Genomic DNA, 14732 nt, shown 5'->3' with positions numbered 1-14732 from the left:
GTCAGGGGTGCCCGGCCGCCGAGCTGACGACGGCGAGCAACCGGAGTCGCTCGGCGGTCTCACTGCCTGGTTCGGCGGTGTACACGAGCAGGTTCTGCGAGCTGTCCGGGTCCTGCAGGACCTGGCACTGCAGGGTGAGCAGCCCGACCTCCGGGTGGCGGTAGGTCTTCAGGTCCCGTGGGCGGATGCCGACCTCGTGGCGGGCCCAGACCTCGCGGAACTCCTCGCTCGTCGCGAGGAGCCGTTCGGCCAGGTGTGCGGCCCGGGAGTCGGGACCGCGGCGAGCGATGACGGTGCGGAGACCCGAGGCGTACATCCGGGACAGGAAGGGGTGGTCCTCGACCGGGTGGACGTCGCGGGACGCCGGGTCGGCGAACCACCGGTACCCGATGCTCCGGTCGTCGCCCCGTCGGCCGCTGGCGTCACCGGTGAGTTCGGCGGCGAGGGACGTCTGCTGCAGCGTCTCGCCCAGCTCGGTGACGATCTCGGCCGGACTGTCGGCGAGCCGGTCGAAGATGCGCATCATGCCGGGACTGACGTGGTCGCCGCCGGACGCGGCCGTCGGAGGTTCGTGGCCGGCGAGGCGGAAGAGGTGGTCGCGCTCCGCGATCGTGAGGCGCAGGCCCTGCGCGATCGATGCGAGCATCTGGTCGGACGGTTGCGGTCCGCGCTCCCGTTCCAGTCGCGCGTAGTAGTCGACGGACATGTTGCTGAGCAACGCCGCCTCCTCGCGCCGCAGCCCGCTCGTGCGACGGCGCTGACCCCTGGGCAGGCCGACGTCCTCGGGCTGCAGGGCCGTCCGACGGCTCCGGAGGAAGTCCGCGAGGGACGCTCGGTCGATCATGCGCCCATCCTCTCCCGGGGCGTCGACCGCAGCCACGGATCGTCAGGCCGTGGTTGCGTGTGCACGACACGGCGACGATCGTCTCGGGTGCCGGATCGGGTGCTCACGACGACGGAAGAGGCGGACCATGGCACGGAACGAACGACTGACCCTCCCGGACCTCGGCGGACGCCGGGTCCTCGTGACCGGGGCGAGCGACGGCATCGGACTCGAGATCGCCGCGCGCTTCGCCGGCGCGGGTGCCGAGGTCGTCGTCCCGGTGCGGAACCGCGAGAAGGGCTCGGCCGCCGTCGACCGGATCACCGCGCGGCACCCGGGAGCCACGGTGGTGCTCGAGGACCTCGACCTGTCCTCGCTCGAGTCGGTCGCGACGCTCGGGGAGCGGCTGCGGTCCGAGGGCACGCCGATCGACGTCGTCGTGGGGAACGCCGGCGTGATGAACCCACCGGAGCGGCAGACCACCCGGGACGGCTTCGAGCTGCAGTTCGGCACCAATCACCTCGGGCACGTCGCGCTCGTCGGCGGCCTGCTCCCCCTGCTCCGTGCCGCGAACGGCCGCGTCGTGATGCAGTCGAGCGTGGCGGCGCAGCGGGCCTCGATCCGGTGGGACGACCTGCAGTCCGAGCGGGACTACGACGTCGCGCGGGCGTACGGGCAGTCGAAGCTCGCGTGCGCGCTGTTCGCCCTCGAGCTCGGTCGGAGGAGCCGGGCCGGTGGGTGGGGGATCACGAGCGCGGTCAGCCACCCCGGCGTCGCACCGACGAGCCTGCTCGCCGCACGTCCGGAGATCGGACGTTCTGGTGACACCGTGGCCGTCCGGCTGATCCGGTGGCTGTCGGCGCGCGGGCTGCTCGTCGGGACACCGGCATCGGCGGCGGAGCCGGCCCTGCTCGCGGCGACCGCCGCGGACCTCGACGGCGGGTTCGTCGGTCCGACCGGGCCCGGGCAGCTCGGCGGACCGGCCGGCCGCCGGAAGCCGTGGACACCGCTGCTCCGCGACGAGGACGCCACTCGCCTCTGGGACGTGTCGGAAATGCTCGTCGGGAGTGCGGTCAGCTGATGATGTTGACGGCGCGCGAGATGACGAGCGCGAGCAGGATGAACCCCCCGATCGACTGGTAGGCCATGATCATCTTCGCCCGGACCGTCAGCGGCATGGTGTCCGTCGGGCTGAACGCCATCATGTTCGTCAGCGCGACGTAGAGGTAGTCGAGGTACACCGGTCGCCAGCCGGCGGAGGTCGGGTCGGTCTCCTGCGGGAACTGGAAGTCGGCGCGGTCCCTCGTCCACAGGTCCGGCCGTCGTCGGGCCACGGGGCCACCGCGGTCGAGCTCCCAGTACACGAGCCCGAAGGCGATGATGCTGCTCACCCAGACCTGCAGCGCCGTGAGCAGCACCGCGCCGCCGTCGGGATGCCCGTGCAGCAGTTCGTCGAGGGTCCGCACGACCGTCAGCTGGTTCGCGACGGTCAGCAGGACCGCGAGACCGGTGGACAGCCATCGCGACCACGTGGTCTCGCGGCTGAGCCGCCGCGGGTTGAACACGATGAGCGGGGTGAGGAGCAGGACCCCGAGGAGCGGGACGACCCAGGACGGGAAGAACAGCACCTCGTCCGGCAGGAACAGGCTGAGCGCGAGGTTCACCAGCACGGCGACGGCGACCGGTGCGCGGTGCTCGTGCTCGGGTGTCGTCCGCGTCGTCGTGCTCACGGTCGCCAGTGTGGCACCGCCGAGGACCGCAGCCGCGGAGAACGCGGTGTGGACCTGCTCAGTCGGCGTGCACGGCGACCGGTCCGCGTGCCGGCACCCGGTCGTCCTCGACGTCCGCCCGGACCACCGCGAGCGCGAACCCGCGCCGACCGCGGGTCGCCCAGACCGCGACGACCGACGTGACGGCGAGCACGAACGCGAGGAACCCGGAGAACGGGACGTCGACGGCGAGCAGGGCCGCCCACCCGCCGGAGCCGAGCGCCCAGCGCACCACGCGCCTCCCGGCCCCCGGTGTGGGTGTCGGTCGGAGACGCACGACGTGCTCGCCGAGGGTCCGACCCGTCGCGAGCACGATCGCGAGCTGCAGCGCGGGGGCCACCAGGGCACCGACGGTGACGAGCGTGCCGAGCACCGGGTCCTGGTCGTCGCGTCCGGTGAGCGCCCACGCCAGGGCCGTCCCGACGCTGAGCGTGCCGGACAGCAGCCAGATCGCCAGGACGTCCGCGAGCATGCCCGAGAACCGGCGTGCGGCGGTCACCGGCCGGGGCGCCTCGGCGTCGGTGGTGCGGCCGGAGCCGGCCAGCAGTCCGACGAGCGGCGCGAGGAGGGTGCCGAGGACGGCGCCGGTCGTGTTCGCGAGCAGGTCGTCGACGTCGAACAGGCGGTACGCGCACGGGTACAGGAACCAGTCGCCGGTGAGCTGGGTCGTCTCGATGAGCAGGGAGACCACGAAGCCGGCACCGAGGCCGACGAGCAGACCGGTGGACACCCGTGTCCGGGCGACGGCGTGACGGGCGAGTGCGCCGAGGGGCACGAACAGCAGCACGTTGAACAACACCTGCGCGGACGCCGGGTTGGACAGGAACGAGCGGGGTCCGGAGATCCCGCCCTCCTTCGCGACGTCCCCGAGGAACGCGAACGGTGTCAGCTGCGGCGAGGCCGCGTTCCGGCACATCGTGGCGACGTCGTCGGGCAGCGGGAGCAGCGTGTAGGTCACGAGGGCGAGGGCGTAGACGAGCGTGCCGAACGCGACGAGCGAGCGTCGGAAGCCGAGCTGCCCGTGACGGCGGTACTCCCACGCCGTCCACGGCACGAGGGCCGCCACGGCGAGGACGATCCCGACGACGAAGGCGATCACGCCCGGCAGCACGCTTCCCATGCGTTCGACGGTACCGAGCGTCCGGGCGCCCGGAGCGGATGTCAACCGCTCGACGGACCCGGGATCGACCGGTCGTCGCACGACGTCGCACCCAGCGGGGGACGACCGCCGGGACCCGGCTGCGCAGGCTGGTGCCATGTCCGAACAGCAACGTCGCGTCGTCCGTCTCCTCGCCGCCGCCGCCGTGGCCGGGGCCGTCGCCGTCCTCGCCACCGGCTGCAGCGTCGTGCAGCGGCAGACCGGCGACGCCTGGGCCGTGACCTACGAGGTCAGTGTCGACCGGCCGAGCGGAGCCGAGCTCTCCGACGTGCGCGTCGAAGGCGCCGAGCGCCGCGGCGACGTGCCGGAGGTGCACCGGCTCGGCTCCGAGGAGACCGGTGCCGGAGACGGCGACGGGTCGCGCTGGTCGCACGACACGATCGTCCTCGCCGAGCAGCGCGCGTCCGTGCGGGCCACCCCGGGCGCGGGCGCGACGGCGACGTGCCGGATCCTGCTCGATGGGAAGCGAGAGATCGCGCGCGAGACGTCCGTCCGACCGGGTGGCGTGGTCCGGTGCCGGGTGGCCACCCCGGCCCTCGACTGACCGCGGTTCCGGATCAGCCGGGCAGCGGCTCCGCCAACGACGCGGGCGTCACCTCGTGCCCGAGCAGGTTCCCCGCCGCCCGCAGGCCGGACAGCAGTGCGCCGTGCACGGTCGCGGGGTCGTCGCCCCACGTGGCCTCGCCGGCGAGCTGCACCCGCCCGGACGGCGTCCCGAGCAGGTCGTGGTCGTCCGGGGACGCCCCGACGTGCAGGTACGAGTACGACCCGCGCGCGAAGGGGTCCGCCGCCCACCGGGTGATCCGCACGGCGTCCGGTTCCGGTACCGCGGCCCCGAACATCCGACGGAGCGCCTCGACTGCCTCGTCGACGACCAGGGCGTCCGGCAGCGACTCGATCCGCCGAGCACCTGCCCCGCCGACGAGTGCCGCGAGCACGGGTTGCCCGCTCACCCGGGACATGTCGTACCAGGAGTGCCAGTCCACCCCCGCCGGGCCCTGCTGCCGCACGACCCAGTCGTCGCCCCAGAAGCGCTCGGGGAAGCGCAGGAACACCTTGTCGTAGACGCCCATACCGAGCCGGCCCATCGCGTCGAGGACGGCGGGGTCGAGTGGCGGCTCGAAGGTGATCGCGCCGGCCTGCAGCACGCCGAGCGGCGCGGTGACCACGACGTGTGCGGCGGACAGGGTCGTGCCGTCGGCGAGTTCGACGACGGTGCCGTCGGCGGACTGCCGGACGGCCATGACGACCGACGAACGCCGGACGTCGAGCCCGTCGGCGAGGGCGTGCGCGTACTGGGCGTACCCGGCCGGGAACACGACCTCGTCGCCGGGGACGTGTTCCTCGTCGAGCCCGTGCGCGTCGAGGACCGTGACCGGCGCACCGCAGAGGTCCTCGGACCGGTGCGCCGTGTACTCGCGGACCCGAGCCGCCCGGTCGCCCTCGATCCGCAGGTCGCGCAGCACCGTGTTCACCGCGACGGCGTAGGTGGACGGTGGCGGCGCGTGCTCGACCACGGCCGGCAGGGCGGCGTCGAGGGCGTGCAGGTCGGCGACGAACGCCGCGGCCTCGGCGTCCGTCAGCCGCCGGCCGGACGGGGCGTGCCATCCGATCGGGCGGCCGTCGAACTGGAAGCTGCCGACCGTGAACTCGACGGTCTCGATCCCGAACGCCGGTGCCAGCGCCCAGAGCGGGTTGCCCTCGACGCCGTGGATCCAGGACGCGCCGAGGTCGACCGGTACGCCGAGGGCGTCGTCCGTCCAGGTGCGGCCGCCGATGCGGTCGCGGGCTTCGAGCACGACGACGCGGTGCCCGCCCTGCGCGAGTGCCCGGGCGGCGGCGAGCCCGGAGACCCCGGCCCCGACGACGATCACGTCAGCGTCCATCAGTGTCCTCCGGTCAGGGGCGCCATCAGCCGCGCCGCGAGGCTCGGCCGGCCGGTCAGTGCTTCCTCGCGGTCGGCGAGGTCGGTCGCCACGAGCCCGGCGTTCGCGCCGAGGAACCGGAGCGGCTCGGGTTCCCAGTCCGGCGAGTGGTGGTTCACCCACGGCAGCGCGGTCAGCGACGAGTCGACGCCGCGCACGAGGTCGGCGAGCGTCCGACCGGCCAGGTTCGTCGTCGACAGGCCGTCGCCGACGTAGCCGCCGGCGGTTCCGACGTGGCCGTCCCAGGTCACGGACGCGCACCAGTCGCGGGGGACGCCGAGCGGACCGCCCCACGTGTGCGTGACGGGTGCGTCCCGGACGGCGGGGAACAGCTCCACCAGGGACCGCCGCAGGTGCTCGAACACCCGCGGGACCCGGTCGTACCCCGGGGTGATGGACGATCCCCAGTGGTAGCGGGCGCCGCGGCCGCCGAACGCCAGGCGATCGTCGGCGGTCCGCTGCCCGTAGACGAGCAGGTGGCGGTGGTCCGAGAAGGTCTGGCCGTGCTCGAGCCCGACACGGTCCCACACCGCCGCGGGCAGCGGCGCCGTCGCGATCATGAGCGAGTACAGCGGCAGGATCCGCCGCTTCGTCTGGGCGAGCTGCGCGCCGTAGCCCTCGACGGCGATCACGACGGCGCCCGCCGTCACGGTCCCGCGCGAGGTGACCACGCGGCCCCGGTCCCAGGACGAGGCGGGCGTGTGCTCCGCGATCCGGACGCCCCGCGCCTCCAGTGCGGCTGCCAGGCCACGCACGAGCGCTGCGGGCTGCACCCGCGCGCAGTCCGGGGTCCACGCGACGCCGGCCGATCCGGCCGCGTCGCCGGGGCGTGCGTCGCGGTACGTCATGTCGTCGCCCCACGCGGCCGATGAGGCGACCTCGTCGCGGGCCGCGCGCTCCTGCACGGCGGATCGCGCGTAGAGGACGGTGCCGCCCTTGACGTAGTCGCAGTCGATCTCGGCCTCGGCCGCTGCGCGTCCGACCTCGTCGACGGTGTCGCGCATCGCCCGACGCAGGGCGAGCGCCGCGTCGCGGCCGTGCTCGCGTGCGATCGCGTCGGCGGATCGCGGGAACAGCGCCGAGCACCAGCCGCCGTTGCGGCCGGACGCACCGAACCCGGCGATCTCCCGTTCCACGACGACGATCTGGAGGCGCGGGTCGGCCTGGTGCAGGTACCACGCGGTCCAGAGACCCGTCAGTCCACCGCCGACGATGCAGACGTCCGCGGTGGTGTCGCCGTCGAGCGGCAGCCGGGGCGTCAGGTCGTCGCGGCCGCTCGTGACGAGCGCGTCGAGCCAGAACGAGACGCCCCGGTAGCCGGTCACGGTCAGATCTTCGTCCAGGCCTCGGACAGGACGCTCCGCAGGATCGACGTCATCTCGCGGAACTCCGGCTGGCCGATGGTCAACGGCGGTGCGAGCTGCACGACGGGGTCGCCGCGGTCGTCGGCGCGGCAGTACAGCCCCGCGTCGAAGAGCGCCTTCGACAGGAACCCGCGCAGCAGGCGCTCGGACTCGGCGTCGTCGAACGTCGTCTTGGTGGCCTTGTCCTTCACGAGCTCGATGCCGTAGAAGTACCCGTCACCGCGGACGTCCCCGACGATGGGCAGGTCTCGCAGCGTGTCGAGCTCGGCCTTGAAGAGCGGGGCGTTCTGCTGCACGTTCTGGAGCAGTCCCTCCTCCTCGAAGATGTCGAGGTTCTCCATCGCGACGGCGGCCGAGACGGGGTGCCCGCCGAACGTGTAGCCGTGGTAGAAGGTCGTGTCACCCGAAGCGAACGGCTCGAAGAGCTTGTCGCTGATGATCGTCGCGCCGATGGGGGAGTACCCCGAGGTCATCGCCTTCGCGCACGTGATCATGTCCGGGACGAAGCCGTAGGTGTCACACGCGAACATGGTGCCGATCCGGCCGAACGCGCAGATCACCTCGTCGGAGACGAGCAGCACGTCGTACTCGTCGCAGATCTCGCGGACCCGCTGGAAGTACCCGGGCGGCGGGGTGAAGCAGCCGCCGGAGTTCTGGACCGGCTCGAGGAAGACCGCGGCGACGGTGTCGGGGCCCTCGAACTCGATCATCTCCCGGATGCGGTCGGCCGCCCAGAAGCCGAACTCCTCCTCGCTCTCGCCGGCGAAGCCCATCTCGGCGGCGCGGTAGTAGTTCGTGTTCGGCACGCGGAAGCCGCCGGGTGCCAGGGGTTCGAACATCTGCTTCATCGCCGGGATGCCGGTGATCGCGAGGGCGCCCTGCGGGGTGCCGTGGTACGCCACCGCTCGGGAGATCACCTTGTGCTTCATCGGCTTGCCGCGGAGCTTCCAGTAGTACTTCGCGAGCTTGAACGCGGTCTCGACGGCCTCGCCGCCGCCGGTCGAGAAGAACACCTTGTTGAGGTCGCCGGGAGCGTGGTCGGCCAGGCGGTCGGCGAGCTCGATCGCCGCGGGGTGCGCGTACGACCAGATCGGGAAGAACGACAGCGTCTCGGCCTGCTTGGCGGCCATCTCCGCCAGGCGCTTCCGACCGTGCCCGGCGGCGACGACGAACAGGCCGGACAGCCCGTCGATGTACTCCTTGCCGTGGCTGTCGTAGACGTGGTGCCCCTCGCCGCGGACCATGATCGGCACGTCGGCGCCGGCCTGGTTCGCGCCGTGTCGGGCGAAGTGCATCCAGAGGTGGTCGCGCGACTTCTGCTGCAGCGCGGCGTCGTCCACCGGGGCGAACGGGTCGTAGGAGCCCAGTCGGGCACGTGGTTCGGAGATGGTCATCGCGTTCCCCAGTCGTAGAGCTGTTTGCGGAGTTGCAGGTAGACGAAGGTCTCGGTGCCGGCGACACCGGGGATCGCCCGGATCGTGCCGTTCAGGAGCTCGATCAGGTCGTCGTCGTCCTCGCAGACGACCTCGACCATGAGGTCGAAGCTCCCGGCGGTCATGACGAGGTAGTCGACCGCCGGGAGCCGTTCGAGTGCATCGGCGACGGTTCGGGTGTCGCCGCTGACCCGGATGCCGATCATCGCCTGACGGTGGAAGCCCAGTTGCAGGGGGTCCGTGACCGCGACGATCTGCATGACGCCGGTCTCGGTGAGCTTCTGCACACGCTGCCGGACCGCCGCCTCGCTGAGACCGACCGCCTTGCCGATCTCGCCGTACGGACGGCGCCCGTCCGCCTGGAGTTGTTCGATGATCCGTTTCGAGGTGTCGTCGATCGGTCCCGGACGTCGTGGTGCTGCCGCCATGCCGGACAGCATGGCAGCGGCTACTCCACCGCGCAAGGGATTTCGTTGTGAACACGATATTTCGCGACGATTTCCGTTGTTACGGTTCACCACAACCTGCGGAATCTTCTTCCGAACGGCCCCGTTCCGTGCCAGTATCGCCGCCATGCTGGAGACCACGAGGACGGCCGAGGTCCGGAACTTCATCGGGGGTGCGTCCACCCCGGTCCGGGCCGAGACGACGTTCGAGCTGATCGACCCGACGAACGAGCGGTCCTACGGCACGTCCCCGGTGTCCGGCGCCGCGGACGTCGACGCCGCGTTCACGGCGGCGAGCACGGCGTTCGACTCCTGGCGCCGCACGACCCCCGGGGAACGGCAGCTCGCCCTGTTCCGCATCGCCGACGCGATGGAGCAGCGTGCCGAGGAGTTCGCCGACCTCGAGTCGCTCGACACCGGCAAGCCCCGCGCCACCCTCGTCGAGGACGAGATCCTGCTGTCCGTCGACCAGATCCGGTTCTTCGCCGGCGCGGCCCGGAACCTCGAGGGGCGGAGCGCCGGCGAGTACCTGGCCGACCACACGTCGTTCGTCCGGCGCGAGCCCGTCGGTGTCGTCGCCCAGGTCACCCCGTGGAACTACCCGCTCAACATGGCGGTGTGGAAGGTCGCACCGGCGCTCGCCGCGGGCTGCACCACCGTGCTCAAGCCGAGCGACACGACGCCGCTGTCGACCCTGCTCCTCGCCGAGGTCGCCGCCGAGTTCCTGCCGCCCGGTGTCCTCAACGTCGTCGTCGGGGACCGCACCACCGGCGCCGCGATGATCGACCACCCCACGCCGCAGCTCGTCTCCGTCACCGGCTCCGTCCGCGCCGGCATGGAGGTCGCCCGCGCCGCCGCCGGCGACCTCAAGCGCACGCACCTCGAGCTCGGCGGCAAGGCACCGGTGATCGTCTTCGACGACGCCGACATCCCGTCCGCCGTCGCCGGCATCGTCGCCGCCGGGTTCTTCAACGCCGGGCAGGACTGCACCGCCGCCACGCGGTTGCTCGTGCAGGACGGCATCCACGACGAGTTCGTCGCGGCGCTGGCCGAACGGGCGCGGACCCACGCGCAGACGGGGCCGTCCGGTTCCTTCGGTCCGGTGAACAACGCGAACCAGCTCGCCCAGGTCCGGTCGTTCGTCGACACGCTCCCCGACCACGCGACGATCGAGCTCGGCGGCAGCCGGCTGGGCGACACCGGCTACTTCCACGAGGCGACGATCGTCTCCGGACTCCGGCAGGACGACCGGGCCGTGCAGCAGGAGATCTTCGGTCCGGTGCAGACGGTGCAGCGCTTCTCGACCGACGAGCAGGCGCTCGCCTGGGCGAACGGGGTCGAGTACGGCCTCGCGAGCTCGGTGTGGACGACCGACCACGCACGGGCGATGCGCTTCGCCCGTGACCTCGACTTCGGGTGCGTGTGGATCAACACGCACATCCCGATCGTCGCCGAGATGCCGCACGGCGGCTTCAAGCACTCCGGCTACGGCAAGGACCTGTCCCAGTACGGGTTCGACGACTACACCCGCATCAAGCACGTCATGTCCTACATCGGCTGAACACGACCCCCGACCCCGAGCAGCAGGAGGCACCATGGCAATGACCGGCACGTTCGCCGAATCGGGAGCCGATCTCCGGCTCGACCGGATCACCAAGTCCTTCCCCGGCCACACCGCGGTCGACGCGCTCGACCTGACCGTCCCGGCCGGTTCGTTCTTCGCACTGCTCGGCCCCTCGGGCTGCGGCAAGACGACGACCCTGCGCCTGGTCGCCGGGCTCGAGGAGCCCACGAGCGGCACGATCACGATCGGTGGGCGGGACGTCACCGACACGAAGCCGTACCAGCGCCCGGTCAACACGGTGTTCCAGAACTACGCGCTCTTCCCGCACATGAGCGTGCTCGAGAACGTCGCCTTCGGGTTGAAGCGCCGGCGGATCCCGGACCCGATGACCAAGGCGCGCGAGGCCCTGCACCTCGTCGAGCTCGACGCGTCGGCGTCGAAGCGTCCGTCGCAGCTGTCCGGCGGCATGCAGCAGCGCGTCGCACTGGCCCGCGCGATCGTGAACCGTCCGGCGCTCCTGCTGCTCGACGAGCCGCTCGGTGCGCTCGACCTCAAGCTCCGGCACCAGATGCAGCTCGAGCTGAAGACGATCCAGGCCGAGGTGGGCCTCACCTTCCTGCACGTCACGCACGACCAGGAAGAGGCGATGACGATGGCCGACACGGTCGCCGTCATGAACGGGGGTCGGATCGAGCAGATGGGGAGCCCGCAGGACCTCTACGAGCTGCCCCGCACGGCGTTCGTCGCGAACTTCCTCGGACAGTCGAACCTGCTCGAGGGCGAGGTCCGCGGGACCGACGGCGGGCTCCTGGTCGTCGCCACCGCATCCGGCTCGATCGCCGTCCCGGCGGACCGTGCCGTCGCGACGACCGGTCGCGTGGTCGTCGGCGTCCGGCCCGAGAAGCTCAAGATCCGCACCGCGGAGCCCACCCCCGAGGCCGGACGCAACATTCTCGGGCCCGGACGGGTGGTCGACGTCTCGTTCTCGGGGGTCAGCACCCAGTACCTCGTCGACGTCCCCGGCGCGGGGCGCGTCTCGGTCTTCGCGCAGAACTCGAAGGGCGGGCCCCGGATCGCCACCGGCACCGAGGTCTGGCTCACGTGGGGCGTCGACCACGGGTTCGGCCTGGAGGCGCACCCCGCCTCCGACGCGACCGTCACCGCCGGAGCCGACCCGCGCCTCCAGTCCGCACCCGCCACCGCGGGGGTGGGCGCGTGAGCACGCGCCCGGACCTCGTGCGCGGACTGACGTCCGCCCGTGTCAGCCGACGCGGCTTCCTCGCCGGCGGCGGGGCCGCCGCGGTCGCCGCGCTGCTGGCCGGGTGCAGCATCAAGGGCTCCGCCGCCTCGCTCGCCGAACACCCCGTGGACTGGAAGCGGTTCTGGGCCGACGCGACGGCCACGAAGCAGCTCAACTTCGCGAACTGGCCGCTCTACATCGACTCCGACCACGGCAAGTCCGAGTCGATCCAGCTCTTCGAGGAGGCCACCGGGATCACGGTCGACTACCAGGCCGTGATCCAGGACAACGCGACGTTCTACGCGACGGTGTCGCCGATCCTCCGGGCGCAGGGAGCGACCGGGTACGACCTCGTCGTGATGACGAACGGCTTCGAGCTGACCCAGATGATCAAGAACGGGTTCGTGTGCGAGCTCGACCACTCGCGGTTGCCGAACTTCGCGAAGTACGCCGGCGACTCGGTCAAGGACCCGACCTACGACCCCGGGAACGAGCACTCGGTCGTGTGGCAGACCGGGTTCACCGGCCTCGCCTACAACCCGAAGTACATCGACCGCGAGATCACGTCCTTCCAGGACCTGCTCGACCCGGCGTTCCGGGGCCGCGTCGGACTCATGAGCGACAACACCGAGCTCGGGTCCCTCGGGCTCCTCGCGAACGGGATCGCCCCCGAGACGTCGACCCCGGCCGACTGGCGGACGGCGCAGGAGTGGCTGCGGAAGCTCCGCCCGAGCGTGACCGGCTTCTACGACCAGAGCTACATCAACAAGCTCGAGAACGGTGACACCTGGATCACCCAGGCGTGGTCGGGCGACGTGTTCCAGGCGCAGCAGTCCGGGTTCGAGCACCTGCGGTTCGTCACGCCCGAGGAAGGCCAGATGATGTGGCACGACAACCTCATGATCCCCCGCCAGGCGGCGAACCCCGTGTCCGCGCTGGCGTGGATGGACTTCTACTACACGCCGAAGATCGCCGGCATCGTCGAGGACTACGTCAACTACGTCTGCCCGGTGCCCGCCGCGGAGGACTACGTCCGGGACGAGCTGGACGACGCCACCGTGGCGGACAGCCCGCTCGTCTTCCCGTCGTCCGAGGTGCTCGACAAGTCGCACGAGTTCCGGGTGTTCGAGAACTACGACGAGTACTCGGAGTGGAACGGTGTCTTCAACGCGGTGGTGCAGTCGTGAGCGCGTCGGGCACGGTCGCCGTCGGCACGGCCGGGACCGCCGGTCGCGGGGCCGGACCGGATCCGTCGACCGTCCGGCGCGGTCGTCGGCTGCGGGTGCCGTTCCTGCTCGCCGTCGTCGGCGCCGCCTACCTGGCGGTGTTCTTCGTCATCCCGCTCGTGTCGGGCCTCGTCGTCTCGCTCATGTCGGGCAACCCGGACGACGGCTACACGTTCACGTGGAACTGGGGGGTCTACGGCGCGCTGTTCATCGACCCGCAGGTGCCGTACCTGACGTTCCTCGGCCGGTCGCTCTGGTACGGCGCGGCCGCCACCGTCGTCACCATCATCGTCGGGTACCCGGTGGCGTACTTCATCGCGTTCCGGGTGTCCCCGCGGTGGAAGAACCCGCTGCTCATGCTCGTGTTCGTCAGCTTCCTCGTGTCGTTCGTCATCCGGACCGACATGTGGGCGTTCGTCCTCGCGTCCCAGGGCCCCGTCGTCACGACGCTGCAGGCGATCGGTCTGGCGGGCAAGGACTTCCACATCCTCGGCACCGGCGGCGCGGTGGTCTTCGGTGACGCCTACAACGACCTGGCGTTCATGGTGCTGCCGATCTACGCCGCGCTCGAACGCATCGACCCCCGACTCGGCGAGGCGGCGAACGACCTGTACGCGGGCAAGGTCCGGGCGTTCTGGCACACCACGCTGCCCCTGTCCCGCTCGGGCATCTTCGCCGGGGTCGTGCTCGTCTTCATCGACAGCGTGGGCGACCCGGTGAACTCGGCGCTCCTCGGCGGCACGAACACGTACACGATCGGGCAGGCGATCCAGGACGCCTACTCCGGCAACCAGCAGTACAACGTCGCCGCGGCGCTCTCGACCGTCCTGATGGTCGTGCTCGGCATCATCCTGTTCATCTACGCCCGCGTCTCCGGCACCGACGACCTCGAGGACCTCGTATGACCGCCGTCGCACCGTCCCGTCAGTCCGCCGCCTCGACCTCGCCCGCGACCGGCGCCGTCACCGGCCGTCCGCGCCGGCACGGGGTGAACCGCCGCGGGCCGTGGCTGGCGATCGTCTACTGGGTGACCATCGCGATCACCCTCGTGCCGATCGTCTACATGATCGTGTACTCGTTCAACGACGCCCCGACGAACCGGCTGTCGTTCGCCTGGAACGGGTTCACGACGTACTGGTACGCGAACCTCGTGAACGTCTCGGGGCTCGGACAGGCGTTCGTCACCTCGGTCGTCATCGCGTTCCTCGCCGCGATCATCTCGGTCGCGATCGGTCTGCCGCTGGCCCTGGCGCTCGAGCGCTACCGGTTCCCCGGGCGCGGCGCCGTCAACGCCGTCGTGTTCGCGGACATCGCGGCGCCCTCGATCGTCGTCGGGTCCGCGTCGCTGTCGTTCTTCCTGTCGGTCGGGCTCGGCACCGGGTTCCTGACGATCCTGCTCACGCACGTGGCGTTCGACGTCGCCTACGTCGTCGTGGTCCTCCGGGCGCGGATCGCCGGCACCTCGCGGGCGCTCGAGGAGGCTGCCGGGGACCTCGGGGCGACGCCGTTCCAGGCGTTCCGGCTCGTGACCCTGCCGCTGCTCGCCCCGGGCATGCTCGCCGCGGGACTCCTCGCGCTCGCGATGTCGATCGACGACTACGTGATCACCTCGTTCGTCGCCGGGCCCTCGGTCACGTTCCCGCTGTTCGTGTACGGCGCCGCCAAGGCCGGGATGCCGCCGCAGGTGCTCTGCTTCGGCACGCTCGTGTTCGCGGTGGGGCTGCTCGTGGCGCTGCTGAACGGAGCGCTGAACCGGCGGTTGGCGCGCACCCGCGGCTGACCG

14 protein-coding genes are annotated in these 14732 nt (G+C 71.5%); 7 read left to right on the top strand and 7 right to left on the bottom strand.

The features are described 5' to 3' along the window. Position 1: 1 nt before the first annotated feature. Complete coding sequence (locus ACQXVK_RS04210; RefSeq protein ID WP_430852824.1) at positions 2 to 844, bottom strand: helix-turn-helix transcriptional regulator; 843 nt, start codon at positions 842 to 844, stop codon at positions 2 to 4. Between the two features lie 127 nt (positions 845 to 971). Here ACQXVK_RS04210 and ACQXVK_RS04205 point away from each other — a divergent pair, with 127 nt between their 5' ends. Further along, complete coding sequence (locus ACQXVK_RS04205) at positions 972 to 1904, top strand: SDR family oxidoreductase (protein ID WP_430852823.1); 933 nt, start codon at positions 972 to 974, stop codon at positions 1902 to 1904. Here ACQXVK_RS04205 and ACQXVK_RS04200 read toward each other — a convergent pair. After that, positions 1897 to 2553 carry a DUF1345 domain-containing protein gene (locus ACQXVK_RS04200; protein WP_031263233.1) on the bottom strand — a complete coding sequence of 219 codons (657 nt, stop codon included), beginning with the start codon at positions 2551 to 2553 and terminating at the stop codon, positions 1897 to 1899. The two genes, ACQXVK_RS04205 and ACQXVK_RS04200, sit on opposite strands and share 8 nt — an antisense overlap. A gap of 58 nt (positions 2554 to 2611) precedes the next feature. Beyond that, on the bottom strand, positions 2612 to 3712 hold the full coding sequence (locus ACQXVK_RS04195; protein ID WP_022908440.1) for a VanZ family protein: 1101 nt from the start codon (positions 3710 to 3712) through the stop codon (positions 2612 to 2614). A 136-nt stretch (positions 3713 to 3848) separates the two neighbouring features. On the opposite strand from ACQXVK_RS04195, the gene ACQXVK_RS04190 reads away from it, so the two are divergent. Continuing rightward, complete coding sequence (locus tag ACQXVK_RS04190) at positions 3849 to 4295, top strand: hypothetical protein (protein WP_430852822.1); 447 nt, start codon at positions 3849 to 3851, stop codon at positions 4293 to 4295. Positions 4296 to 4308: 13 nt separating this feature from the next. On the opposite strand, the gene ACQXVK_RS04185 is transcribed toward ACQXVK_RS04190, so the two are convergent. From ACQXVK_RS04185 to ACQXVK_RS04170, 4 genes are read right to left on the bottom strand one after another with little or no spacing between them, the layout of a single operon-like run. Continuing rightward, positions 4309 to 5637: a flavin monoamine oxidase family protein gene (locus ACQXVK_RS04185; protein WP_022908442.1), complete on the bottom strand. Its 1329-nt coding sequence runs from the start codon at positions 5635 to 5637 to the stop codon at positions 4309 to 4311. Continuing rightward, complete coding sequence (locus ACQXVK_RS04180) at positions 5637 to 7001, bottom strand: NAD(P)/FAD-dependent oxidoreductase (RefSeq protein WP_430852821.1); 1365 nt, start codon at positions 6999 to 7001, stop codon at positions 5637 to 5639. The genes ACQXVK_RS04185 and ACQXVK_RS04180 overlap by 1 nt, the downstream gene beginning before the upstream one ends. A gap of 2 nt (positions 7002 to 7003) precedes the next feature. Beyond that, a complete protein-coding gene (locus ACQXVK_RS04175) occupies positions 7004 to 8434 on the bottom strand; it encodes an aspartate aminotransferase family protein (protein WP_430852820.1) in 1431 nt (476 codons plus the stop codon). Then, positions 8431 to 8913 (bottom strand): Lrp/AsnC family transcriptional regulator, encoded by a 483-nt coding sequence (locus ACQXVK_RS04170; RefSeq protein ID WP_022908445.1) that lies wholly within the window; start codon positions 8911 to 8913, stop codon positions 8431 to 8433. The genes ACQXVK_RS04175 and ACQXVK_RS04170 overlap by 4 nt, the downstream gene beginning before the upstream one ends. A gap of 133 nt (positions 8914 to 9046) precedes the next feature. Here ACQXVK_RS04170 and ACQXVK_RS04165 point away from each other — a divergent pair, with 133 nt between their 5' ends. Genes ACQXVK_RS04165 through ACQXVK_RS04145 form a run of 5 tightly spaced genes read left to right on the top strand, consistent with a single transcriptional unit; the run spans position 9047 to position 14729 of the window. Beyond that, complete coding sequence (locus tag ACQXVK_RS04165) at positions 9047 to 10480, top strand: aminobutyraldehyde dehydrogenase (RefSeq protein WP_430852819.1); 1434 nt, start codon at positions 9047 to 9049, stop codon at positions 10478 to 10480. A gap of 34 nt (positions 10481 to 10514) precedes the next feature. Then, positions 10515 to 11702 (top strand): ABC transporter ATP-binding protein, encoded by a 1188-nt coding sequence (locus tag ACQXVK_RS04160; protein WP_402265953.1) that lies wholly within the window; start codon positions 10515 to 10517, stop codon positions 11700 to 11702. Next, on the top strand, positions 11699 to 12910 hold the full coding sequence (locus ACQXVK_RS04155) for an ABC transporter substrate-binding protein (RefSeq protein ID WP_430852818.1): 1212 nt from the start codon (positions 11699 to 11701) through the stop codon (positions 12908 to 12910). The genes ACQXVK_RS04160 and ACQXVK_RS04155 overlap by 4 nt, the downstream gene beginning before the upstream one ends. Then, a complete protein-coding gene (locus ACQXVK_RS04150; RefSeq protein ID WP_430852817.1) occupies positions 12907 to 13854 on the top strand; it encodes an ABC transporter permease in 948 nt (315 codons plus the stop codon). Before ACQXVK_RS04155 ends, ACQXVK_RS04150 begins: the two co-directional genes overlap by 4 nt. After that, complete coding sequence (locus tag ACQXVK_RS04145) at positions 13851 to 14729, top strand: ABC transporter permease (RefSeq protein WP_430852816.1); 879 nt, start codon at positions 13851 to 13853, stop codon at positions 14727 to 14729. The genes ACQXVK_RS04150 and ACQXVK_RS04145 overlap by 4 nt, the downstream gene beginning before the upstream one ends. Positions 14730 to 14732 lie beyond the last annotated feature (3 nt).

It is taken from the genome of Curtobacterium sp. AB451 (genome assembly GCF_050585845.1).
In the GTDB taxonomy this organism is placed as follows: Bacteria; Actinomycetota; Actinomycetes; order Actinomycetales; family Microbacteriaceae; genus Curtobacterium.
This window is presented reverse-complemented; position numbering and strand designations above follow the sequence as displayed.

What these genes read in the sequence shown, in the direction of transcription:
- ACQXVK_RS04145 (WP_430852816.1), top strand. Translation starts at nt 13,851, where the DNA reads ATGACCGCCGTCGCACCGTCCCGTCAGTCCGCCGCCTCGACCTCGCCC.
- ACQXVK_RS04195 (WP_022908440.1), bottom strand. Translation starts at nt 3,712, where the DNA reads ATGGGAAGCGTGCTGCCGGGCGTGATCGCCTTCGTCGTCGGGATCGTC.
- ACQXVK_RS04205 (WP_430852823.1), top strand. Translation starts at nt 972, where the DNA reads ATGGCACGGAACGAACGACTGACCCTCCCGGACCTCGGCGGACGCCGG.
- ACQXVK_RS04165 (WP_430852819.1), top strand. Translation starts at nt 9,047, where the DNA reads ATGCTGGAGACCACGAGGACGGCCGAGGTCCGGAACTTCATCGGGGGT.
- ACQXVK_RS04170 (WP_022908445.1), bottom strand. Translation starts at nt 8,913, where the DNA reads ATGCTGTCCGGCATGGCGGCAGCACCACGACGTCCGGGACCGATCGAC.
- ACQXVK_RS04210 (WP_430852824.1), bottom strand. Translation starts at nt 844, where the DNA reads ATGATCGACCGAGCGTCCCTCGCGGACTTCCTCCGGAGCCGTCGGACG.
- ACQXVK_RS04175 (WP_430852820.1), bottom strand. Translation starts at nt 8,434, where the DNA reads ATGACCATCTCCGAACCACGTGCCCGACTGGGCTCCTACGACCCGTTC.
- ACQXVK_RS04185 (WP_022908442.1), bottom strand. Translation starts at nt 5,637, where the DNA reads ATGGACGCTGACGTGATCGTCGTCGGGGCCGGGGTCTCCGGGCTCGCC.
- ACQXVK_RS04190 (WP_430852822.1), top strand. Translation starts at nt 3,849, where the DNA reads ATGTCCGAACAGCAACGTCGCGTCGTCCGTCTCCTCGCCGCCGCCGCC.
- ACQXVK_RS04160 (WP_402265953.1), top strand. Translation starts at nt 10,515, where the DNA reads ATGGCAATGACCGGCACGTTCGCCGAATCGGGAGCCGATCTCCGGCTC.